This window comes from Natronococcus sp. A-GB1 (genome assembly GCF_029688845.1).
GTDB lineage: Archaea > Halobacteriota > Halobacteria > Halobacteriales > Natrialbaceae > Natronococcus.
The window spans coordinates 28,828-51,703 of the sequence record NZ_JARUKW010000021.1 but is presented as its reverse complement, the minus strand read 5'-3'; the positions used below and the strand labels follow the sequence as shown (position 1 = coordinate 51,703).

Here is a 22,876-nt window from a genome sequence, read left to right as displayed (position 1 = left end):
GGCTTTCAATCCATTCCTCTTCACAAACTGTATTTGACATTCTTGGAAGCAGCATTAGAGAACAATCAGCATAGGGTTATTACTACTATTAGAATATATCTCCGATCGAAATATTATATGGATATGGAAGACCATAATTCGGACTACGGAACCGACGGGGGATCGAACGAAGACCGACAGAACGTGGCCAGTCTCTCTCGGCGTACGGCGCTTTCACTGTTCGGCGTCGGCGGTCTCGGGCTGGCAACGGGCACCGCAGGGGCGAATTCCGGACACAGCGGCGACCAGGGGAATCAGCCTTTCTACGATTGGCGTGAGGACGTCGACGCTCACGGCCACGCCATAGAGGATCTGGGATCGCTGTCGACCAGCGACAACCCGACGGCGATCCGGGACTTCGCAGGCGAGAATCTGGCGGTCGATGACGGCGTGCTCAACGCCGAGGTTCCCGACGCCACCGACTCTCGAGAGGAACTCGATGTCGTTCACGTCGACGAGTACGGCGCCGAGGGCGACGGCGAGACCGACGACACTGAGGCGATCCAGGCCGCGGTCGACGACCTCGCCGACAACGATAAGACTGGTATCCTGACGTTCACCGCCGGCAACCACTACTCCGTTACCGACACGATCACGGTGGATGTCCGATATGTCCGCGGAATCGAGGGAAACAACGCCCGGGTGTTCACCTCCGCGGACGTCGTCGTCTTCCGGATCAAGGGCAGTCACACGGGGACGGCGAACCCCACAGGGACCACGGACGAGACTCAGGTCCACGAGATGCACCCGTTCATCGAAAACATCCGCATCAGCTCGGAGATGACCGAGGCGACCGAGCTCGTCGGGACCGGTATCGAGGTCGAGGGGACTTTCGGCCTCCGGGTCAACCAGTGTCAGCTGCTCAACCTGCGCAACGGACTCGTCTTTACGGGCAACAACCGCAATCCGATCGTCAGCGAGAACAACATCTGGCACTGTCTGGACTACGGCGTCTGGTTCGACGGCGGCGACATCCACCAGACGAACATGAACAACAACCACATCTCTTACTGCCGGATCGCGATCTACATGCCCGATCCGTCGATCCACGACCTCCAGCTCGTCGGCAACGACATCGAGTCGTCCTCGACGCCGCCGACGGTCGACTACATTATTCACGCCGAGGGGTCGGGCCACCTCGAGGGGCTACAGCTCGTCGGCAACACCATCGAGGACCACAGGGACCTCGAGCAGGGCGGAAACATTACACTCGACGGAAGCGAGATGACCCTCAAGCAGGTCCACATCATTGGAAACGAGTTAGGAAACGCGGCCCTCGGGGACATCGAACTCCACGGTACTGATGATGTGGTGATCGCGAACAACACGTTTGATGACTCCGCGGCTGACTCGTGGGCGGTGATCATCGGCGAGCGAAACGACGCACTCTCCATCGTCGGCAATACGGTCAAAAGCGGTGGAAACTTCATCCACGTCGATGGCGGCGATAACTTCATCGGGCGGTTCCAGATCGCGAACAACTCCTTCGGGGACTCCGCCGGGGGCAAGATTCTGATCGAGAACGTCCGCATCTTCGACTGCCAGATTGTGAACAACAACATCCGAGACGAGTCCGGCGACGGGTGGGCCGTCGACATCAGCAACGACATCGGCTACCTGCGAAACTTCCAGTTCACCGGGAACAACCTCCGGGTCGACGGCGGCGACAGCGGCGCGAGGATCTCCGCCGACGAGGAGACGCTGCTGATCCTCAAAAACAACACGGCGCGGGGTGTCTCCGGAACCGACTTCGACTTTCCGGACCACGAGGACGGGAACGTCATCGTACGGGACAACATCAGCAACTGACCGACGAGGGCGACTGTTCTCGACGGAGGTCCCACCGAGACCGAACGACAAGAGACCCGACGAACGAATCCTGCGGGGCAACAAAAAAAGCATTGGAGCCGCGATCGAGGCGGTAGCGCCCCAGCAGTTCGTCGTGTGTCTACGCGCGGCTGGCTCAGTTTTGTCTACTGGTGGGCAACGGGCTGTGGTGTCGCCTGGTCCGCTCCGTCGAGGAGCTCCCGGTAGACGTTCGTCGTCTGGCGGACGGTGTCCCGCCAGGAGTACGTCTCGAGGATCTTCTCGCGGTCCCTCGTACCCATTCGGGCCCGCTGGTCGGCGTCCATCGCGAGGCGGTCCTCGAGCGCGTCGGCGAGTTTCCCCGGCGATTCCGCGGGGACGAGTTCGCCGACGTCTGCGACGAGTGGCCGAAGCTGTTTGGGATCGTGACGACCGGCGTCTCACAGGCGAGTGCCTCGAGCACCGTCCGAGGCATCCCCTCGGCGAGACTAGGGAGCGCGAACAGGTCGGCCTCGCCGACGACCGCGGGGATCTGTTCGTTCGGGATTTCTCCCTGAGCTCGACGCGGTCGGCGACGAGGACGAGTTTGCACTCCGGATCTGATCGGTGATTCGGGTGAACACATCGATCAGGTGCCTCCTTGGTGACAGTTCGCTCACGACCGACGAGAGAGCGGCTTGCCCCGAGACAGTCGCTTCGCTCGAAGCGGACGGGCCGCGTCGTCGAGAACTCGGTGCCACCGCTTGATGAGGATCGCCAGCAGTCCCTGGTGGCTCCCCGCAGTGGCCTACTGGCTTTGTGCTCGAGCTTCCAGGTGGTGGCGCTGTGATGCTCTCTTCGAAATACCGGAGTCGACTATCGGTCCTCGGGACCGGCTGTTCAGCGGCGACTCACGCCTCATGCCATCTCTCTGCGAAGCGGGCATCGCTGGACCGTCGATCTGTAAGTTCCCAAGAATGGTGGCAGATTGTGTCCAAGAGTACTCGTCACCACTACCCGTGTTCAGCCGATTGTGACAGTCTCTCATATTCAATCGAACTAGTCTACAAATAGAGGAGTACTACTATATATTAGAACGAAGAACACCAGAGACAACTAATGAATTGTCAGCTGAGAATCTTTAGTCTGACGGGTGAGTGGCGAGACGCCACGCGGGATCGCGGAGGCGATCGTTCGTGAGCGGCGGTCGGACGGCGTGTCTCACGCTCGACCTCGAGAACGACTGGTACTTCGACGATCCGGAGTACGATCATCTGACGTTCGAGTACATCGACGACTACATCGCCCAGATGAACCGGCTCGACGTTCCGGTGACCTTTTTCGTCGTCGGGAAGACGATCGAGCGCTACCCCGAGGTCATCGACAAACTCGATACGAAATTAGACAGCGAGTTCCATCTCCACTCCTACCAACACGACACGTCGAAGTCCTACGATTTCCGGACCGAGATTCGAAAGGGGAAGGAGGCCTTTGAATCTCACTTCGGCTACGAGCCCGACGGGTATCGGGCCCCGCAGGGCAACATCGATCCCGCGGAGTTTGCGATCCTCGAAGCGGAGGGCTTCGACTTCGACTCGAGTATCTTCCCCTCGTTCCGACCCGGGATCTACAGCAACCTCGACAAGCCGCTGGCACCCTACTGTCCGGAGGGGACCGACGACCTCGTCGAGGTGCCGATCGCGGCGACGCCCGGCACGCGGATCCCGGTCTGTCAGAGCTACCTCAAACTGCTGGGGCGGCCGTACCTCTCCTATCTCAAATACGCGCCGCTGCCGGATCCGCTGGTGTTCAACACGCACCTGCAGGACTTCTATGAGACCGACTCCCACGATCGGCTCGACCAGCCCAAGCAGTCGATTATGAAGCGAAACTTGGACGGCTCGCTCGAGCTGTTCGGAGAGGCAGTCCGACGAATTCGGTGTCGCGGGTACGAGTTCGGAACGATGACTGACGTCATCGAGGCGCACGCGCCGTCTTGTACCGAACTGACGTACGATTCCACCGAGTTCGCGTCTCCGCCGAGTCCCAACCCGGTTTCCCAACAGCACGACCGGCCGAAGACGACGAACGACGACTGAGAGCGCTTGCAGATCACGGTGCTCGAGCGCTGTGTTGAGGACTAAAATGACAACGAGAGTTCCGACCTAGGACTGTCGAACCAATGGCTCGTACCACTCGCGGTTGGCCTGGGACCAGTCGATGAACTCCCGGACGTCCTCGCGGATGTCACGTATGGGTTCGTAGCCCAGCAGGGCGTTCGCTTTCTCGATGTCGGCGTGAGTGTGTTCGGCCTCGCGCGCGTTCGTATTACGAGCCTGATGTCGAGCGCGAACATGCGGGCTCGAGGTCGGGTGCGAACTCGTCGCAGAGGACGGGTGATTGGGCACCACTCGGGCCTTCCTTCGATGAATTTCCTGGTCGGTCCGATAACCGGGCCGTTGTTGCTGGTCGCGGACCGGGTACTACGGGTCACAACGGAGCGATCCCCGAGGCACAACCGAAGCGCTGGTCCAGTATATTCAACCATACCTTCCAACTGATTAATGAGAAACTGGGACAGAATTATATGCCCGAATATAGAACAGCCATGACATCCAATGAGTCACGTGTCTATACTCTATAGCTCGCTGTTCAATCAGCGGCTACAGAACGGTTTCCGGAGGAACGAAAGATGAGTGACGACCCCCTTGCCTGTCTCACGCTCGACCTCGAGAACGACTGGTACTTCGACGACCCGGAGTACGACCACCTCACGTTCGAGTATATTGATGATTACATTGAGGAGATGCAACGGCTCGATGTTCCGGTGACCTTTTTCGTCGTCGGGAAGACGATCGAGCGCTACCCCGAGGTCATCGACAAACTGGATACCGAGCTGGACAGCGAGTTCCACCTCCACTCCTACCAGCACGACACGTCGAAATCGTACGACTTCCGGACCGAGATCCGGAAGGGGAAGGAGGCCTTTGCATCTCACTTCGGCTCCGAGCCCACGGGGTACCGGGCCCCGCAGGGCAACATCGCGCCCGCAGAGTTCGCGATCCTCGAGGACGAAGGGTTCGACTTCGACTCGAGTATCTTCCCCTCGTTCCGACCCGGCGTCTACAGTAACCTCGACAAGCCGCTGGCACCGTACTGTCCGGAGGGGACCGACGAACTCGTCGAAGTCCCGATCGCGGCGACGCCCGGCACGCGGATCCTGGTCTGTCAGAGCTACCTCAAGCTGCTGGGCCGGCCCTACTTGACATATCTCAAATACGCGCCGCTGCCGGACCCGCTGGTCTTCAACACGCATCTGCAGGACTTCTACGAGACCGACTCCCACGACCGGTTGAGCCAGCCCAAGCAGTCGATCATGAAGCGAAACTTGGACGGCTCGCTCGAGCTGTTCGCGGACGCGGTCGAGCGGCTTCGAAGTCGTGGGTACGAGTTCGGGACGATGACGGACGTCATCGAGGCGCATTCGCCGTCCTGTGTCGAACTGGTGTACGACTCCACCGAGGTCGGGTCTCGAGAGAGCCCTGACCCGGTTTCCCAACAGCACGACCACCTATCGACCACGAACGACGACTGAGATCACTCACAACTCGCTGTAGTCGAGCGCTTTGTTGCAAGAGTTGAAGAATACCGAGCGGTCCGCCTAAGACTGTCGAACCAACGGTTCGTACCACTCGCGGTTGGCCTGGTACCAGTCGATGAACTCGCGGACGCCCTCGCGGATGTCCCGCGTGGGCTCGTACCCCAGCAGCTCGTTGGCCTTCGAGATGTCGGCGTGGGTGTGTTCGGCGTCGGCCTCGCGGGCTTCGGTGTACTCGAGCTCGAGCTCCGGGGCAAGCTCGTCGCGGATGACCTCAGCGAGCGTTTCGATGTCGATGTTGTCGGTGCTGCCGACGTTCAGAATCTCCCCGTCCGCCGAATCGTCCTGGAGGAGTTGCTGGTTGACGTCGACGACGTCGTCGATGTACGTGAAGTCACGTGTCTGCTGGCCGTCGCCGTAGATCACTGGTGGTTCGTCGTTGAGACAGCGCGAGACGAAGTTGCTGATCGCCATGTTTGGCCGCATCCGTGGGCCGTAAACGGTGAAGTATCGGAGTGAGACGGTCGGGAGGCCGTACACCTCGCTGTAGACGCGCGCGTACTGCTCGCCGGCCAGCTTGGAGACGCCGTAGGGGCTCACCGGCGTCGTTGGATGCGCCTCGTCGTAGGGGAGGTACTCGGGCTTGCCATAGACCGAAGATGAGCTAGCGAGGACGACGCGTTCGGTCTCTGAATCGCGGGCCGCATCCAGAACGTTCAGCGTGCCGTCGACGTTGATCGAGTTGGGCTTGCGCGGGTTGTCGACGCTCGTGCGCACCCCGGCCTGGGCGGCCTGGTGGTAGATCACGTCCGCGTCGCCGACGAGGTCGGCGGTAAGGTCGTCATCGCGCACGTCGCCGTCGACGAACTCGTAAGAACCGTCGCCCTCTGTTGTGGCGTCCTCACAGATCTCGATGGTGTGTTCCTTAATCCCCGTATCGTAGTAGGGGTCCAGGTTGTCGAGAACGGTGACGTCGTGGCCCGCTCGAGCGAACGCTTCCGCGAGATTGCCGCCGATGAACCCGGCACCGCCGGTTACCAAGATATTCATTAACTGGTGAACGACAGGCTGTCCTAAAAAATATACTGTTTCGAACAGATCGATCTGCCGCGTATGGGGAGGCCCTGTTGCTCTGGACGCGCCTCGAGCGTCTCACTATTGTCTCGCCCGGTACCTACAGCAGTCTCGACAACCGCTGCGCCACATTGCTCGGTGAAACCGAGGATCCTGCCGAGGTCCCGATCACGGCGACGCCCCGAACGCGGACTGGTCTGTCAGAGCCCTCGAGCTACTGGGACAGTTCTGCCCGGCGTATCTTATGTACGCCCCGCCCCTGGAGCCGCTGATATTCAACACGACCTGTAGAACTTCTACCGGACCGAGCCCTACGATTGTCTCGACCAGCCTAAGCAATCGATGATGAAACGAGACCTCGACAACTCGTTCGTGCTATTTGCGGAGACAGTCGAACTGATCCAGGGTCACGGCAACTCGTTCGAGACAATGACGGATACACTGGAGGCGAACGTGTTACTCGGCTTGGACACAAAATAGCTGGGCCTTCATCTGTACAAAAGACCGAACGTATTTCGTCAAAAGTATATCCCACTGATTCAATTGATGATTAGTAATGCGCGGACAGTTTCGAACTGGGGAGATCGACCAATCTCAGGTACTTTCCCTTTTGAACGAGTCGTTCGGGGATTGGGGCGACGAGGAACTCTTCCAGTGGAAGTACGACGAGTACCCCGGATACGACCCTGACGAGCACGCGTTCTCGATTACTGTCGGCGACGAATTGGCTGCATTTCGTCGCATCTTTCGGCGAGAGTTCGTCGTTGATGGGGAAACGATCCCGATCCACATCTACGGCGATACAGCGGTCGCGCCGAAGTACCGGGGTCAAGGACTGTACTCGGAGCTCTATGAACGCACGAAAGCGTACAGCAAACAAAGCGACGCACAATACATTGGTGCGTTCAATCGCAGGGGAAATCTCACGTTCGATGCGAACCTCGAGCGAGGCTGGTCGTACCGGACGCTTCCGTTGCGGCTACGGATTCTCTCTCCGAAAGCCGTCCTCGAGACGTACGCCTCGCTGATCACTGACGATCTCCCGCTAATCGATTCAGTTGCAGAACAAATCGGGCATCGATTCCACGTTGGGACCAGCGACGGTCCTCTATCTCTTGACCAGATCGTAACAAGCGGGAGCGGTTCCGACAAGCGGTCTGTAGGCCCTGCTCTTTCCGATACAGCAGTAACGGAGTATGTCGAAGCCGTGAGTACAGACGGAAGCACAATCCGAGACCTTCTTACTACGTCTGCTCGGCTTGCTGCTAACGGCGATATTTCGATAGGCCGATCATCCAGTTCAACTACACTCACCTACGAGGATACTCCTGGCGAGGTCGACGTTACGGTGAGAGAGGCAGTCTCCGAAGCCGACCTCGAGCCGTTAACAACACTTTCTGGGGATGCTCCTTCGTTTCGACGAACACGTGAAGATGTCAATCACCTCATTCAGTATCCGAACTCGGATCTTATTTTTGCCCGTCGGAACGGGGCACTCGTTGGCTACGCCATCGTGGTTCCGTACGAGAACGATGGCGTCATAGAAGGTCGTGTTCTCGAAATACAAACGAAAGACGATGACCGAGCGGTGTTCAACGCCCTGATTAACCAAATCGAGAGCCGTGCACTCAAGCGCGAATTCGATTTACTTTTAATCCTCTCCGAAAAGGAAATTGACAATCAATGGGCAGCAGTCGATCAACAGGTCCTCGTCTGGGACGAATTGGAGCAAGCGGACAGAAAACCATTACAGCGCGGAAATATCCACGTCAGTTTCTATGACATTGTTTAATCGGACAACAGATACCCCTCCGGAAAATCGTCCGTTGAGAGTGATCTTCAGTATTCAGCATCCGGCTCACGTTCACCTCTTTCGAAACGCGATCACCGATCTCAGGGAGCAAGGTGAGAAGGTGGAAGTGTACGCCCGGGAGAAAGAGATCGTCAGCGACCTTCTGGAACAGTACGATATCGACCACGAGATTCTTGCTCCACAGACCGAGTCCGTCCTCGATCTGGTGAAGGTCGAATTGGTATACGAGTATCGGCTGACGAAACGAGCTCGAGCGTTCAATCCCGACGTCATGGTCGCAATGGGTGGCGTCGCAATATCTCGACCGGGACTGCTAACGAGAGCCAAACGACTCGTCTTCACCGATACTGAGCACGCTACCTTACAGAACACACTTGCGTTTCCGTTCGCGACGAAGATCTGTACCCCGGAGTGCTATCAGGATACGATCGGAAAGAAGCAGGTGTACTACCGCGGCTACCACGAACTGGCATACCTTCATCCTGACCGATTCGAACCGGATCCGTCGGTTCTAGCAGAGGCTGATCTCGACCATGACGAACCGTTCGTCATTTTGCGGTTAGTCTCGTGGGATGCCTTGCACGACGTTGGTGACAGTGGCTTCGAGGATATCGTCGACGTCGTCCACGCGCTCGAGGAGACCGGCACAACGGTACGAATCACATCCGAAGCGGATCTCCCAACCGAGATTGAGGATCGCCAGGTCTCGATCCCCCCGAATCGGATTCACGACCTGATGGCGTTTGCGGATCTCTACGTGGGAGAGAGTGCGACAATGGCAACCGAGAGTGCAGTGCTTGGAACGCCGGCAGTGTTCGTTTCTTCGAGTCGACGCGGGTATACTGATGAACTGGAGAAGGAGTACGGACTGGTATTTACTTATTCGGGGCAGGATCGACACAAACGCGGGCTGCAGCGGGCTCTGAATATCCTCGAATCAAACGATCCGGAGCGATGGGAGCACCGACGGGAAGAGATGCTCAACGAGAAGGCCGATACAACAGATGTGATTACCGGGATGGTTCGGAAGATGGCTCGGTGATGTCGAGTTCAACTTCCAAGTTTGGGAGCCGTGTCGCCTCGTACAAGCGCGCAGTCAACGTCTCTGGATCCGGATTGTTTCGGCTGAGGCGGTTGGTCGCTGGGTCATAGGTCCGCTCGAGTTGCCTCTTGAGCCAGATTTTCTGTTGCTCTCGACTTTGGTCTCCATAGAACGTCTCGAGTGCGAACGGAATCTCGAATCCGGGGGGATTGTACGCATATCCGAATTTGTTATCCTGCAGTCGCTGGACGTATGCCCGGGATTCAGCGTACGAGAGGATTGCTTCGAAGGTATCTGTAGACCAAAAGGAATGGTCGGGATAGCTCTCGTAGAGCAGTGCTAATGCATACAGGTTGAATGAGTGATAACCGGCTGACTTGTGAATATGCTCTTCACCGGAGAGTGGGGCTCGCCGAACTGGTGCGACTCGGCTGTTGAAAACCGCGTCGAGAGCACGATTTCCAGTGAGGTTCGTCCACTCGAGGGTCGACAGTACAAACAGCTTCGTGTCTTCTTTCGCTAAGTCCACAGCTGTTCTGACTCCAAATTTCGGGAGTGATCGATGATAGATTAGGCCCGGTGGAGCGATACTAACGGTCTCTTCTAGCTGATCTAAGAACGTCAGAACTTGTTGCTCAACTTCTTTAGATACCGTCTCATGGCGGGCAAGCAAGCCACCAGCCGCCGCGAACCAGAGCTGATGATTGAAGGTTGCATCAAAGCCGAGAACCGTCCCATCGATCTCGACCTGTTTCCAAAGCCCGATCGTCTCATTGAATGGGTGAGAGAGGAATACGTCCTCAGCAACCTCGAGCAAGTCGTCTCGCTCGAGTGTCTCTGCAGCGACCGTGAGCGCTTCGATCGTCCAGGCTTGGCCCATAACACCGTTGCAGCTATCTTTATTCTCGACGCTGCGGTGATGAAACGTCGCACCGCCTGGACGAGCCTCATCGCTTAGAAGATAGGAGATTGCCTCCTGTGCGGCATCACGGAACTGGACGTCCTGTGTCTGGTCATACAATTTTGAGAACGTGAGTAGCCAGTGGCTGGTGTTTCGAACTGGAGTTTCACTGTCGTTGTACGGACCGTTTTGGCCAGCAGGAAGTGATCCGTTGCCACGTTGAGTGTCGCAGGCTTGGCCTGCAGATTGTTTGAGAAGAGTGTATAGCTCGGTCATTTCGTTGTACTGTTTGCTAGATTTCCTTAAACTTATCTTCATGAGATGGAACTGAGATGACTACCTATTGTGGTTCTCTCAGCCTTTTTTCTTGGTCCGGTGTGAAAGTCAGATCTGTATCAGACCAAATCGGAACCAAAGAGTACAAGTCCAAACACAGTTCTTCAATAAATACTAACTGAATGTCAAGCAAGAAGTCCGCTCTCGTCGTCTGCGGTTTTACGGAGTTTCCAAGTAAAATCGAGAGCCACGTCCAACCATTAGCAAATGCGACTGAAAGGACAACAGTCGTCTGCATGGATCCGTACCCAGATGTCGAGGGCATTGAGTACCGAGAGGCACCTGACTTTGGGTTCAAACCGCTCTCACAGATCGTAATGCTGTTTCTCGCACTTCGCGAGACACTATTTTCCGACTACGATATCATCGTCTCGTACTCGCTCATTCCGTATGGAATGATTGCACTGATTACAAAGTATCTCAGCGGGACCCCTGCTCACCTCGGTATCATCGGGAAGAATATTGACGTTCACGCAGTCGCCTGGTATGGGCCAGTGATCGTGTGGCTCTTCAAGCGCTTCGACGCGATCACCGTTACTGGTTCCGTATATAAAGACCGACTCGAGGAGCTTGGGGTCGATCCGGAAAAATCTTTTACTCTGATGCACTCTATCCAAAGCCAGTACGGTCCTATTGAGCGGGAAAATGATCCCAAATACGACCTCCTTTGGTTAGGACGAGTTAGCTCAGAGAAAGACCCAATCCTATTTGTGGACACGCTAGCTGAACTGAGAGATCGTGAGGTTGATTTTAATGCGGCACTTGTCGGAAATGGCTTTCTCGATGAAAAAGTAGAACGTCAGATTTCTGCCCACCAATTAGAGAATCACGTAGATACGCCAGGATGGGCCGACGAGCCTCTTGATTATTATAGGAAATCCGAAGTGTACGTTCTTACATCATCTCGGGACATGCTACCGCTGACATTGCTTGAAGCAATGACGACTGGCATGCCACCCATCGTTTCTCCCGTGGGAGCTGTTCCAGACCTAATTGAAGACGGGGAAAATGGTTTAATTGTTGAGGAACGGTCTCCCACGGAGTTTGCGGACGAAATCGAAAGTGTACTTCAGGATGAGGAAACTTATCAGGAGATTAGTTCAGAAGCACCACAGGTACAAACCTTAGTTTCATATGATGCAGGATGCGAACAATGGGTAGAAATAATCTATAAAGCTACAAAAACCAAATGAATTCTGTATCCGGTGTCCAACCGTTAACAAACCAGTCTGGTAAAGAAGAGCTATTATATCGGTTCCAATGATATAGATTGAGAACGTGACATCCCGGACTATTATTGATCCGCGCTTGTTGTTGATCTGGGGGTTCTTAGCCCTCGGTGTCGGGACAATTCTAGCGTACTTGAATCCAGCAACAGGGTACGAACCTTCAATTTATTCGGCAACACCATTCTTATTTTGGATTTGTGTTTCTATCTCTTTATTCATATCAACACTGATCGTTTTCACTGGCTATCAAAGGCAGCAAAAGTTCCTAGGGTTGGTCCTTGGAGGCAGTACAATGGTTACCATTGTGGCCCTCCCTATTATTAGAGGATATTACTGGGTCGGTGAAAGTGATGCACTTGGTCATTTGGGTCACACGAGGGACCTTCAACAAGGAGCAATCTCCCTGAATGACCTTATTTATCCTGCCATCCATACTCTTGGATCAACTATCAGTAACATTACTGGAATCAATGTTTCTCATTCGCTACTTTTGATTATAGTTGTCTTTGTGGCAGTGTATTTGTTGTATATTCCATGCATTCTGCGAGAACTCACTTCCAGCTCGCTGATGGTTTATATAGGTGTATTTTCTGGTTTTTTCCTCCTTCCTCTGAATTTTTTGGGTGTTCATATGCAAATTCACCCGACCAGTCAAGCAATAATGTTCTCCCCAGTCATTTTGTATCTCTTCTCTGCCTCTTACATCCGGCAAGATGCACGGCATTTTGTCTTACTTTTTATCACCTTTTCAATGTTCATTATGATTCATCCACAGCAAGCAGCGAACTACGTACTGATGTTTGGTGGGATCGCTGCCGTACAGCTATTTTTGAATTCTAACACCCAAAACCCAACACATTCTAAAAGAGGGTCAATATATTATATAAGTATATTAGCTTTTTTGCTGTTCTGGATTTGGACAGGAGGGTTACAGTCAGCAGTTGGGCGGCAGATAGGTGCGCTGGTCACATCACTGTTTGTTACCGACACAGATACCGGAACACAAGTTTCTAGCCGTGGGATGTCACTTGACGTACTCGGTGGGAGCATGGAAGAGGTATTCCTCAAAATATTTTTCGCTGGGTTCCTATTCTGTCTCTTCGGTGGGTTGGTGATGCTTGCTGTCTTCGGAAAAACGTTGAGTAGGCGGTATAGCAAGGAACTCTGTGGCACTTTCACCGCCTCAAACCAAGATAAGCAACGAGTATTACTTTATCTCACCGCTGGGTTTGTTATAATTTCTGGAATGATGATCTTCTATCTGATTGGGGATCGGGGTTCTCGATACTTCCGGCACTACGGTTTTATGATGGTTATCGTAACGATCTTTGGTGCTATTTTCATCGGACGACTGCTTCAGAACCTTGAAATGAGATTCAGCAGTAAACAGGTTTCAGCACTCACAGTTACCATTATGCTGGTATTTTTGGTATTAACGGTACCTGTCGTTCATCCATCGCCATATATTTACCAAACATCAGGGCATGTGACTGAAAGTCAAGTTAGTGGATATGAACACTCGTTTGAATACTGGAGTGATGGAACAGATTATGCCGACCTTCGATCGACGCTGTCCCGATATGATGCTGCAATCAACGGTGAGCGGTCTTATTCCGGAGATGTTGGAGACCAACAAGAGATCCCAGATCACTTTGCGGACCAGTCATTACAGGGAATATGGCAACAGCCAACGTATATAACCGTAACAGAGGCCGACCGCACACGTGATGCAGATGTCTATAATGGATTTAGGTACCGTTACAAAGATTTTGACTATCTTGATTCTGAACCAGAAATCAACAAAGTTCATTCAGGAGATGGATTGGATCTATACCTGATGAGTCCAAGCTAGCCATCACTATTGTAAGTCGAAAGATGTGATAGGGTATTTGTATTGCCAATCTCGTCAATTGATAAATATTACCCTCTAAGCATGAGCACTGTTTAGTTGATCACCTCGTCGGCTGGCGCTCGTCTATCGAGAAATTGACACGGTCTGTACTGATTGCAGTAATGTACGAACTGTTCAACCCACTCGCGTGCGCTCGCACGACTGTCCATCCGGGAGTTATAAAAATGGTCGACACTCATTTTGAGGGTGTGAAACCACTTTTCGATACGGTTTCGGTCGACATAGTCGAGTTGACCGCTCAACCCTAATTGAGAGAGGGCAGTCAGATATCCATAGCCATCGACCAGAAACACCGTTCCATCAAGCTCGTGGTTCTCGGTCAATTGGTGCAGGAACGCAGCGGCTGGATCGGTGCCTCGCCGTCCGAACACTGCGACATCAAGGATTAGTCGTGAGTCTAGATCTATTGCAGTGTATACCCAAGACCAGTCACCGTTAATTTTGACAGCAGTTTCATTAACCGCGACCCGAGACGGCGAAGCCGTCGGCGGGTCTGGTGCGCTGTCAGCCAGCCGATGTACCCAGTGCCAGATTGCTTGATGAGTGCGTTCTACGCCGACCAAGCGAAAAATTGCTTGTGTCTCGAAGGGAACAACCGTCCGCTCACGCTCCCAAGATTGATCAAATTCCGCCGCGTAGCACTCGCTGAGCAGGTCTGCGAGCATCATTCCAAACTAACTCCACGACCTGCTCGTTCCTCAAACTGCGCTAACTAGACGGTGCCACTGCGAAGATTAATTCACTTTCCATGAAGGTGAATTAAAAGTTATAATAATACATCCATAAAGGATTTAATTGATGCTATTATGGGTTGTTGGGGCGTACATCTTGCATATCTGGGTGCACAAGATATTTTTTTAACTCATTGTCTACCTCTTTAATCGAACCAAATGTCAACATTTGCTGACGCTTCTGTTGCCAATCTTTATGTCTAACGAAAACGCGGACAGGTATTTGCTCCACTCCCAAAGCTCTTGCAACACAGAATCGGTGACGGCCATCTTCAAAGATTATCTTGCCGTTACGGCCAATATTAATAGCTACTTCGTGTAATCTCAGGTCGCTATATCGGAGTCCAGTACTGTTTTCTTTAATTTCATCTTGCCTTTTGTACCCATAGCTATCCATGTGGCTAATGAGATTATCTATATCTGCCAGTGTTTTTTCTAAATTATCTATTGAATTATAGCGTTTCCATCCACCAAATTGCTCAGGGTCGGATGCTACCTCTGCATAAAGTTCTGTCTCTTCCCAGGGAGTATTATTCTGCACTCTCTCTTCTATCGACTGGCAGAGAGTCAGTTGGTCGATTTTAACAATGCCGCGCTGACTGGTCCCGGTGGTTCTCAATGAAACTGTTAAATTAATATCCCGAAGAGGCTGATCCCACTCTCCTGAAACCACATGGGTCGTGTATTTAGAAAGGTCATGCCAAAAATGATTAGCTAGTATGTAATTCACATCGGTAGGTTTAATATGAATGAGCGCCAGTGGATCTGGTTTTGCTTTCCCATACAATAGGTGGTGGATGATATTATTTTTTGCTGGTTTAATATAAATTTTTCTAATGAGTTTAGCGGTATCTTCTATGACCTTTTTTATACCGTCAGACTGGAACTTCACCACCAGTCTCTTAATAAGTTTCATCGAGCCTAGTCAGTCGTCTTCTCAAAAATATTTATTGATTTGGTATTGCTTTTATCCATTATGATAGGGACGCCTACCTGTCAGTCACAACTGTCCCAGCTGCCAGTAGGATTAATACAGAAAGATTAATTATAGATAATTAAACACCCACTGAGGGGGTTTAACCTTAAATATGATGACGTTTAATCAAATTATCCTTAAAAAGGAGGGGGATCAAACAGAGTCTATTTCGGAAGCTAGTAATAGTCCCAAGTCTACCCGGTCAATGTGAGCCTGGCTTCACGTCTTGGAACGCGTTTCAGGACTAAGTTCATCGCGAGCGCCATTAGTGCCGCTTCTGGTGCGATATTACTTGTTATATTAGCTCGCCTCCTTGATCCGAGCGAATACGGTCTGTTATATCTAGCAATTTCAGTCTTTGGTACTTTAAAATTGTTCAGTAAACTAGGTATTGCTAAGTCTGCAGCTCGCTATATTTCTGAATATAAGGAAACGAACCAGGAGCAAATAAAACATATAATTAGATTTTCGCTATTCCTCAACCTTATCATGATTACGATTGTCAGTCTAGTGCTGTTCATCGGACGTGAGCATATTGCCTTTTTAGTTGGAGAACCAGACCTCAGACCCCTTCTTCTCTTCGGGATTTTGTTCATTGGGTTCAGTACCATGCACACCTTTTCTACTCTCATTCTCCAAGGATTTGAGGCTATTCAGGCAACAGGAGTCATCAGTATTTTTCACCACATCACGAGACTTATATTCGCAATTGGACTTGTGGTTATTGGATATGGAGTAATTGGGGCGCTCATGGGGTATATCGCCGGCTACGCGGTAGCAGCAGTAACCGGTTTAGGATATGTCTTTTATCAGTATTATAGGCATTCATCATCCGGACCTATCGAACCCGGTCTCCGACGTAGAATTGCCGAATACAGCATTCCGATAACAGCAACAGATACTGCAGGCATCCTTGATAAGCGAATAGATATCGTGTTAGTCGGTTTCTTTATAGGACCCGTTGCAGTTGCGTACTACACTTTAGGCAAGCAGATAATTACGTTTATTGAGTCGCCTATTACTGCCCTGGGGTTCACACTCTCACCGACGTACGAGTCGTTAAGTGCCAGAGGTGATCGTGCAAAGGCGGCTCGGATATACGAAGAAGCGTTGAGACACGGACTTCTACTCTACATTCCCGCAGCAGCTGGACTAGCTCTCGTTGCAGAGCCCACAGTGGAATTAGTATTCGGAGCAGATTATCAGGGTGCAGTTCCTGTCATCCAAGTTTTATCACTATACGCTGTGTTAATGTCTGTCACAAAACTCACCAGTAATGGATTAGATTTTCTTGGTCGAGCCAAGACTCGTGCAGTTGTGAAAGGAGCTACAGCAGTTCTAAACGTAGCTCTCAATATTCTTCTGATCCCGACAATTGGAGTCGTTGGAGCTGCGATTGCCACTGTAATCACATATTCACTTTATACCTTCGCCAACGTATATATTATGCACTCTGAACTTGGTCTGCGTATTAAGGTCCTTTTCAGGCACATCACGTTAATTTCGGCTATAACTAGTGTGATGGTCGTCGTCGTCTATTTATTGACTAATTTCATCACAGGCTTCATTACGCTATTCACCGTCGTTGCCGTTGGCGCCGGCATTTGGGCTGTTCTAGCTGTTGGTACAGGATTACTCGAAATTAAGAAAGTTTGGTCAGTCCTTTCCTGACTATGATCATCAAAGCCCGCCGGCACTGTTTAGTGCTGCTTCAACGGGGAATGGATCTACTGATATTGGTTCCAACGCTGTTGTTCTACATGCTATAGTAGTAGTTAGAAATAGTTTCTCACTTTTGGCGTAGAGAGTTGATCGAGAGCTGTATCAATCGCTGTCGTCAGCTCGTCAAGCGAATCAAAGAAGCGGTTGCTAAGAGACCCTTGAAGCTGTCTCCAGCATTCCTCGACAGGATTCAACTCCGGCGAATACGACGGCAACGTCACGAAGGCGAGGTCGTCACGGTCCGCAAGGTCCGTGACGGCCGACGCCTGAAAATACGGTGCTCCATCGAGGACGATGATCAAGTCTTCCTCAAATTCTTTGCATAATGCTAAAATGAAATGTTTTGTGTGCTCGGCCGTGACGTACTCGGTGAATCGAGAAAAAAAGCGATCACCGTCTTCGGTGATCGCGCCGAGCAAACACGTCCAATCGCGTTGCCCGGAGAGTTCGACGGAGGGCCGCGTGCCGCGCGGGAACCACGCGGCACGCGGCTCGACCTGCACGGATTTCTTGGTTTGGTCGATGCAGACTATTGTGGCGTCCATCTCCGCTCGCTTTTTTTGATCTCGTCGCGGAACGCTTCTTGATCGTCTTCGTCAGCTTCGGCGGCTGTACGGCGCGGTTTTTGATAGCTGAGCCCAGCTTCTTTCAACAACCGCCGACAACTCGGATAAGAGTACTCGACGCCGTAGGTTTCTTCGAGAAGTTCCTGGACGAGCGCCGGCGTCCACGCCGGCGCGTCGATCCCGGCTTCCTCGGGCGGTTCGTGAACGGTTTGCTCGAATTCTTCTTGCTGCGATTCTGAGAGCTTTCGTTTTCTTCCGGATCGATGAGCATCAGAGATGGCTTGCTCAAGTGGTTCGTCCGTATCAAGTCGCATCAGCCAGCTATAGATCGTTCTTCGCCCGGTATCGTGCCACTCGGCAAGTTCGGTCTGCGTTACGCCGTTCTTGTACGCAATCGCGGCTAACAACCGTTGTGTCGGCTTGTTTCCCTCAACATTGTTGAGGGCGTCTTGAAGCTCTTCGACGGAGATCTCGTCGAGATGGTCCATTACATACGGCAACATCTTCCGAGCGGAAAGTTCTAACGACTACTATAGCTCATACTTGAAGCAACACTCTTTAAACGAACTTGAGAAGTTGGGATCCGGCAGTTACAGGACTTCGAGAGAAACACAGTCTCTCCGAGGCCGAGTTTCTCGTTGATCAATTCGGCTATTGGACTGCTTTTGTTTGATTAGTGGTCGAAAGAACTACACCAACCGAACCCCCTCAGAAATGGTCTCACATTTAATAGAGTAGACTACATCGGACTAAAAACCATAGAGTTATATTTGCAATGAAATTATTTGAGAGAAATGGGTGACATTGTAAGCCGGCTTAAGGCCTTCGTGATTAGCTGGAATTTACATACTATTCTTCCACTAGGCTACTATTATTTGTTATTATATAAAATAAAATCTATTCTATGGCCGAATAGAGTTATAAATCCCTACCGAGTGATTTCAATTAATCCATCTAATATAGAGAAGAGAGAAAATAAGAGAATTCATAAATGGAGAAATATGGGTGAAATAAAGTCCGGTGATTGGGACAAGAAGTGTGGTTCCATATGGGATTCAGAGGGGTTAACAAGCACATACATGAGATATGATAACGGAATGCCTTGGGAGGAAACAGAAGTTTATAAATCAACATTATCTGCAGTTAGTAATGGGGAAACATACTGGCAATGCAGAACGGTCTCGGATTTACAAAAAAGAACTGAGAAGCTAGATCAAATTTATAACGAAATAAAGAAGAATGGGGTGAAATCTCAAAAAGATATTCATAATAAAAGTGTGGATCAAATGCTTCGCAGTATTTCCTTTCTCCCATCACAAACAGACATTGCTGTAGCTATTTCTCGAAATGGAGAACCAATTCTTATAGATGGACATCACAGGTTGGCAATGGCCAAGGCACTAAATTTGAAAAAGATACCAGTTCGAATTGTAGTGTATCATAGAGATTATTTGTAAAATAGTCGATTGACTTAATAAGCAGTTGAGTCTACACAAACAAATATGAATTTGAGAACAAAGACTGATGTCTTTGCGAAACCAATTCATGTAACTCTCTAATAAACGTGTCAAGAAGACAGCCATGCATGAGCAATTCGAGGAAGTGGACATCGAACTTTTTCCCGCGAACGAACGATCACCGGTAGTTGCGGTTGTCCGTGTCTTGTTTCAGTTATTACATTATTCTAACCTAACCGATATCTAAAACACCAGATATAGCGACTTTAGTAAGGAATTTATCCTTGGAGGTCAATCCACTTCTAACAGTAAATATAGAACCTATGGATGATATACATGATGACATTGGATTGTCCGTAGTTGTAGTAACATATAACGAGGAAGAGCATATTGCTGATTGTTTGGATTCAATATTTCGTTACTGTGAGCCGTACCTCTCAGAAGTGATTGTGGTTGACTCTAATTCAACTGACTCAACTACAAATATCGCATCTAATTACCCTATCACACTATTGCAGATCACTGAGGAACAGTATGCCTCACCGTCGGCCGGTAGGTACGTTGGAACTCAATACGCTCAAGAAGATTACATTCTGTTTGTAGATGGAGACCTAACTCTATCTAGTGAATGGTTACCGTTAGCATTTCAGCAATTTAATGAGAACAGCGAATTAGGTGGGATTTCAGGCCATCTTAATTCAATTAGCGGCGATAACTCAGACTCTGAAGTGAGATATATAAAGGCAGTTATGTTATTCAAAAGGGAGGCGTTAAAAGAAGCTGGAACTTTCCATCCTTTCCTTACTGGTGCAGAAGATTATGAACTAAGCTTTAGAATAAAGAAATTAAACTACCAGCTGATGAAACTTCCAGTAATCGTTGCTCAGCACCCAAAGAAAGATAAGATTAAAGAACCCGTTCGCAGATTTTCAAATAACTATGTGAGCGGGTTAGGCCAGACTCTTCGGTTGCACTATAAATCTAAGGATTATATCCTATTTCATTTTTGGAGGATTAAAAAGCGTCTCCTAATATTTTCTTTCATCATTTCTGGGTTTCCAACCCTGATTTACCGGCGTGCCTTCCGTATATGGGCTTTAGCTATGTTTGCTCTATTTACTATTGGAGGTTTGATTTTCGGCCCCGTTAGATTTTCGTCATATGTTATAATAACAATCTTATACATAACGTCATCAGCCATATCTTTCATAAAGGGCGTTCCCGACCCGGATTGTTTTCCATTATCTGAAGTTATTGCTGAAAGGAAACTCTCCTAAAACCCACAACCAAATCGCGAAAAAGGACCTATCGAATGCTGAGTTTCTCGTCGGTCAATTCAATTATTAGACGGCCTGCTCTATTCTGGTCGAGTAAACTAACTCAATCGAAGCCTCATCAAAAAGTGGTTTCACACATTCGAAGGAGAGTCGGCCGGTGCTTAACTACTTGACTTCGCACCTATATGAAGAGGTCTTCGACTTCGTGCATGAGATCGTCAATGCTTCGAATTGGGCTGGAAAGAGCCCACGAAAGAAGGTTTTGAACGGCTTCCCGGAACGAGAGTTTGAGATCAGTTCGAAGAGACGTGGCTCGTAAGAGTACGGTTCCCAGAGCGCTTTGTGCAACACCGAGCTTCAGCAGGTGCCAGTGGCAACTGGCACCTGCGAGGCTTCGCAGATCGCAGTCTCCTAAACCGAGGTCCTGCTTCGTGTCTCTGAAGAACGTCTCGATCCGCCATCTCATCGCGTACAACGCGATGAGATGGCTCGCTGGCGCGTCGATCTTATTGCTCGCAATGTACTTGACGCTCTTCTCACCGTCTTCGTCGCTCGATTCTTTCTCCGTGATCAGCACCTTCACCTTCCCCAGTCTCGATACCTGGAGCTTCTTCGTCCAGATGTGGTACGTCTCGCCATCGGCAGTACGTGGCTGCGTGTCGATGCGCTCGGCCAGCGCATCGACGCGCATGCGTTCGCCTGCGTAGACGACGTTCCGGTCGCTCTTGATCGCAGAGACCCACTCTTTGCCGCATCCTTCGAGATGCGCGATGAACTCACCCGAACAGTAGGGAAAGTCGAAGAGATAGGTGTCCCGGCGGACACCTATCTCGATGCACTCATCGGCGAGTTCTTTCGCTAGCTGGAGCGAGTTTTGCTGTGTTTTCCGTAGAGTCTGAAGCACAGTGGGTAAGTCGTCTTCTTGTCGGCGTAAATCGCGTAGATGAGGTTTTGTCCACAGATATGACCGCGTGTAGAACGATCATAGAATTTCCCGGCGTTAGGGATGTTCTCAGCGGTTTTGTGCGTGAAGGTGTCGTCATCATCGACGACACCTTCACTGCTCCAGCGCGTTTCGTTGTCAGTCTGGAGCTGTTCCAGTCGTTCCCTGTTGAGGCGGTCCTCATCCCAGTCGTATTCAGTGAGGAACTTGTTGAGCGCTCGTTCGCTTTTCGCTGGTAAGACGTGTGTAGTGATGCCGTCTACGGTTTTGTTGCTGGGCGCAACAAGACCGGTGACGTATGTCTTCGCGTGGTGTTTCTGATGATACGAGAACGAATCTAATTCGTCGGTCGGGGCTGTGCAGGAGAGAAACGACGTGATTGGAAGCATCTTGCCATCTACGAGAGATAGGCGTCGAACGAAGATAAACGTGCGAAGTCAAGTAACTATACAGTACCATCCCATCAAGCAAAGTTGTCATTTGATAGAATACTGATGGTTTTAGGACAATAGTCCCACAGAAGGAATCATATCAGAAGAAGAACTTTAACGAGTGTATGGCCTATTCATTACCATTTAAATCTTGAAGGTCAGGGTGAGATAATTTATCACTCGTCTCGCCGTCTAATCCATCTAACCAGTTGGTGCTCCGGATTTCATCTCTAGTAGCCTGCCATTCGGAGTGTCGTCTGGCTACAATCACTACTACGGTATCGAGACCTAGGAGTTGTGCTAACCGCAGACGGTTTTGGCCACACCATCGATACAGCACCTCGCCATCTCGGCCGATATCTACAAGAATCTCGTTTAGTTCGGCCGGAACCGGGTCATTTGCGGCCTTTTGATGATAATCTTCGTCCTGTGAAAGGAGTTCTTCCTGTGATCTATACCCATGTCTTCTCATCGTTTCTTCAAGAGATCGTATTTCCTTGACTCGCTCTTCAATCCCTCCTGAACTATAACGTGGTGAGGACGAATAGTCTGGAATTTGAGCGAGCTCTCGTTCCAGTTTATCAGAATCTCCTTGCTCAATGAGGGTCTCGATAGCTTTACAGTAGGACCTTTCTTTAAATTGCTCTACTTCCTTGTCCCAAGAGCCTGACTCAACAATTCCCCAACTGGATGCCGATCCGTCTGTTATGGCATGGGTTATTGACTGAGGGTCAACTTGAATCGATTTAAACGGATCAGCATCCGTTCTATTAGGATGAAATCTAGTTTGGATTTTTATCGTTTGAATAGTTGCTATGGGATGTTTTTGCAGGCACAGCTGAACAATTCGTTTACGGACGTACCGATTTGCGACACGGACCGCAGTAAAAAACCCGTCTGAGACGAGTATGCCGTATATTGAAGATAGTTTTTGCTTCATGAAGTTTTTCTCACCAAATCCCTTATCAATTATGTGTCTTACTAAGAGTACTGGAACCATACGTCTCTTTCGACTTTCTTTTATTACGGTGATTATACTTGACG

General features: G+C 50.8%; 17 protein-coding genes and 3 pseudogenes. 10 read left to right on the top strand and 10 right to left on the bottom strand.

Annotated features, from left to right (window positions below; translation table 11 throughout):
- Nucleotides 1-123: 123 nt before the first annotated feature.
- Nucleotides 124-1,848 (top strand): right-handed parallel beta-helix repeat-containing protein, encoded by a 1,725-nt coding sequence (locus QA600_RS19720; protein WP_278293638.1) that lies wholly within the window; start codon nucleotides 124-126, stop codon nucleotides 1,846-1,848.
- 164 nt (nucleotides 1,849-2,012) lie between these two features.
- On the opposite strand, the gene QA600_RS19715 is transcribed toward QA600_RS19720, so the two are convergent.
- Complete coding sequence (locus QA600_RS19715) at nucleotides 2,013-2,171, bottom strand: hypothetical protein (RefSeq protein ID WP_278293658.1); 159 nt, start codon at nucleotides 2,169-2,171, stop codon at nucleotides 2,013-2,015.
- Between the two features lie 134 nt (nucleotides 2,172-2,305).
- Nucleotides 2,306-2,470: pseudogene (locus QA600_RS19710) on the bottom strand (hypothetical protein); the annotation flags it as partial.
- A 550-nt stretch (nucleotides 2,471-3,020) separates the two neighbouring features.
- Between QA600_RS19710 and QA600_RS19705 the strand changes: the two are divergent.
- A complete protein-coding gene (locus tag QA600_RS19705; protein ID WP_278293637.1) occupies nucleotides 3,021-3,923 on the top strand; it encodes a polysaccharide deacetylase family protein in 903 nt (300 codons plus the stop codon).
- A 66-nt stretch (nucleotides 3,924-3,989) separates the two neighbouring features.
- On the opposite strand, the pseudogene QA600_RS19700 reads toward QA600_RS19705, so the two are convergent.
- Nucleotides 3,990-4,139: pseudogene (locus tag QA600_RS19700) on the bottom strand (UDP-glucose 4-epimerase); the annotation flags it as partial.
- Between the two features lie 377 nt (nucleotides 4,140-4,516).
- On the opposite strand from QA600_RS19700, the gene QA600_RS19695 reads away from it, so the two are divergent.
- A complete protein-coding gene (locus tag QA600_RS19695; protein WP_278293636.1) occupies nucleotides 4,517-5,419 on the top strand; it encodes a polysaccharide deacetylase family protein in 903 nt (300 codons plus the stop codon).
- 66 nt (nucleotides 5,420-5,485) lie between these two features.
- On the opposite strand, the gene QA600_RS19690 is transcribed toward QA600_RS19695, so the two are convergent.
- The gene (locus QA600_RS19690) at nucleotides 5,486-6,472 is read right to left on the bottom strand and encodes an SDR family oxidoreductase (protein ID WP_278293635.1); all 987 of its coding nucleotides are present in this window, start codon (nucleotides 6,470-6,472) and stop codon (nucleotides 5,486-5,488) included.
- Nucleotides 6,473-7,052: 580 nt separating this feature from the next.
- Here QA600_RS19690 and QA600_RS19685 point away from each other — a divergent pair.
- On the top strand, nucleotides 7,053-8,288 hold the full coding sequence (locus tag QA600_RS19685) for a GNAT family N-acetyltransferase (RefSeq protein WP_278293634.1): 1,236 nt from the start codon (nucleotides 7,053-7,055) through the stop codon (nucleotides 8,286-8,288).
- Entirely contained in the window at nucleotides 8,170-9,351 is a 1,182-nt protein-coding gene (locus QA600_RS19680; RefSeq protein ID WP_278293633.1) for a DUF354 domain-containing protein, read from the top strand. Before QA600_RS19685 ends, QA600_RS19680 begins: the two co-directional genes overlap by 119 nt.
- Here QA600_RS19680 and QA600_RS19675 read toward each other — a convergent pair.
- Entirely contained in the window at nucleotides 9,320-10,528 is a 1,209-nt protein-coding gene (locus tag QA600_RS19675) for an agl cluster protein AglQ (RefSeq protein ID WP_278293632.1), read from the bottom strand. The two genes, QA600_RS19680 and QA600_RS19675, sit on opposite strands and share 32 nt — an antisense overlap.
- 182 nt (nucleotides 10,529-10,710) lie before the next feature.
- On the opposite strand from QA600_RS19675, the gene QA600_RS19670 reads away from it, so the two are divergent.
- Entirely contained in the window at nucleotides 10,711-11,781 is a 1,071-nt protein-coding gene (locus tag QA600_RS19670) for a glycosyltransferase family 4 protein (RefSeq protein ID WP_278293631.1), read from the top strand.
- 85 nt (nucleotides 11,782-11,866) lie between these two features.
- Entirely contained in the window at nucleotides 11,867-13,669 is a 1,803-nt protein-coding gene (locus QA600_RS19665; protein ID WP_278293630.1) for a hypothetical protein, read from the top strand.
- 92 nt (nucleotides 13,670-13,761) lie between these two features.
- Here the strand turns inward: QA600_RS19665 and QA600_RS19660 are convergent, their stop codons facing one another.
- Nucleotides 13,762-14,394: an IS6 family transposase gene (locus QA600_RS19660; RefSeq protein ID WP_278293657.1), complete on the bottom strand. Its 633-nt coding sequence runs from the start codon at nucleotides 14,392-14,394 to the stop codon at nucleotides 13,762-13,764.
- Between the two features lie 139 nt (nucleotides 14,395-14,533).
- Nucleotides 14,534-15,376 carry a hypothetical protein gene (locus tag QA600_RS19655; protein ID WP_278293629.1) on the bottom strand — a complete coding sequence of 281 codons (843 nt, stop codon included), beginning with the start codon at nucleotides 15,374-15,376 and terminating at the stop codon, nucleotides 14,534-14,536.
- Nucleotides 15,377-15,643: 267 nt separating this feature from the next.
- Here QA600_RS19655 and QA600_RS19650 point away from each other — a divergent pair, with 267 nt between their 5' ends.
- A complete protein-coding gene (locus QA600_RS19650) occupies nucleotides 15,644-17,107 on the top strand; it encodes a flippase (RefSeq protein ID WP_278293628.1) in 1,464 nt (487 codons plus the stop codon).
- 104 nt (nucleotides 17,108-17,211) lie between these two features.
- Here QA600_RS19650 and QA600_RS19645 read toward each other — a convergent pair.
- A protein-coding gene (locus tag QA600_RS19645; protein ID WP_278293627.1) for an IS630 family transposase occupies nucleotides 17,212-18,212 on the bottom strand; the annotation gives its coding sequence in 2 pieces (ribosomal slippage) (nucleotides 17,212-17,720 and nucleotides 17,720-18,212; 1,002 coding nt in all).
- Between the two features lie 306 nt (nucleotides 18,213-18,518).
- Between QA600_RS19645 and QA600_RS19640 the strand changes: the two genes are divergently transcribed.
- Entirely contained in the window at nucleotides 18,519-19,181 is a 663-nt protein-coding gene (locus QA600_RS19640; protein ID WP_278293626.1) for a ParB N-terminal domain-containing protein, read from the top strand.
- A gap of 284 nt (nucleotides 19,182-19,465) precedes the next feature.
- A complete protein-coding gene (locus QA600_RS19635; protein ID WP_278293625.1) occupies nucleotides 19,466-20,458 on the top strand; it encodes a glycosyltransferase family 2 protein in 993 nt (330 codons plus the stop codon).
- A 181-nt stretch (nucleotides 20,459-20,639) separates the two neighbouring features.
- Here QA600_RS19635 and QA600_RS19630 read toward each other — a convergent pair.
- Nucleotides 20,640-21,790: pseudogene (locus QA600_RS19630) on the bottom strand (IS701 family transposase).
- Between the two features lie 172 nt (nucleotides 21,791-21,962).
- Complete coding sequence (locus tag QA600_RS19625) at nucleotides 21,963-22,832, bottom strand: hypothetical protein (protein WP_278293624.1); 870 nt, start codon at nucleotides 22,830-22,832, stop codon at nucleotides 21,963-21,965.
- Between the last annotated feature and the right edge of the window lie 44 nt (nucleotides 22,833-22,876).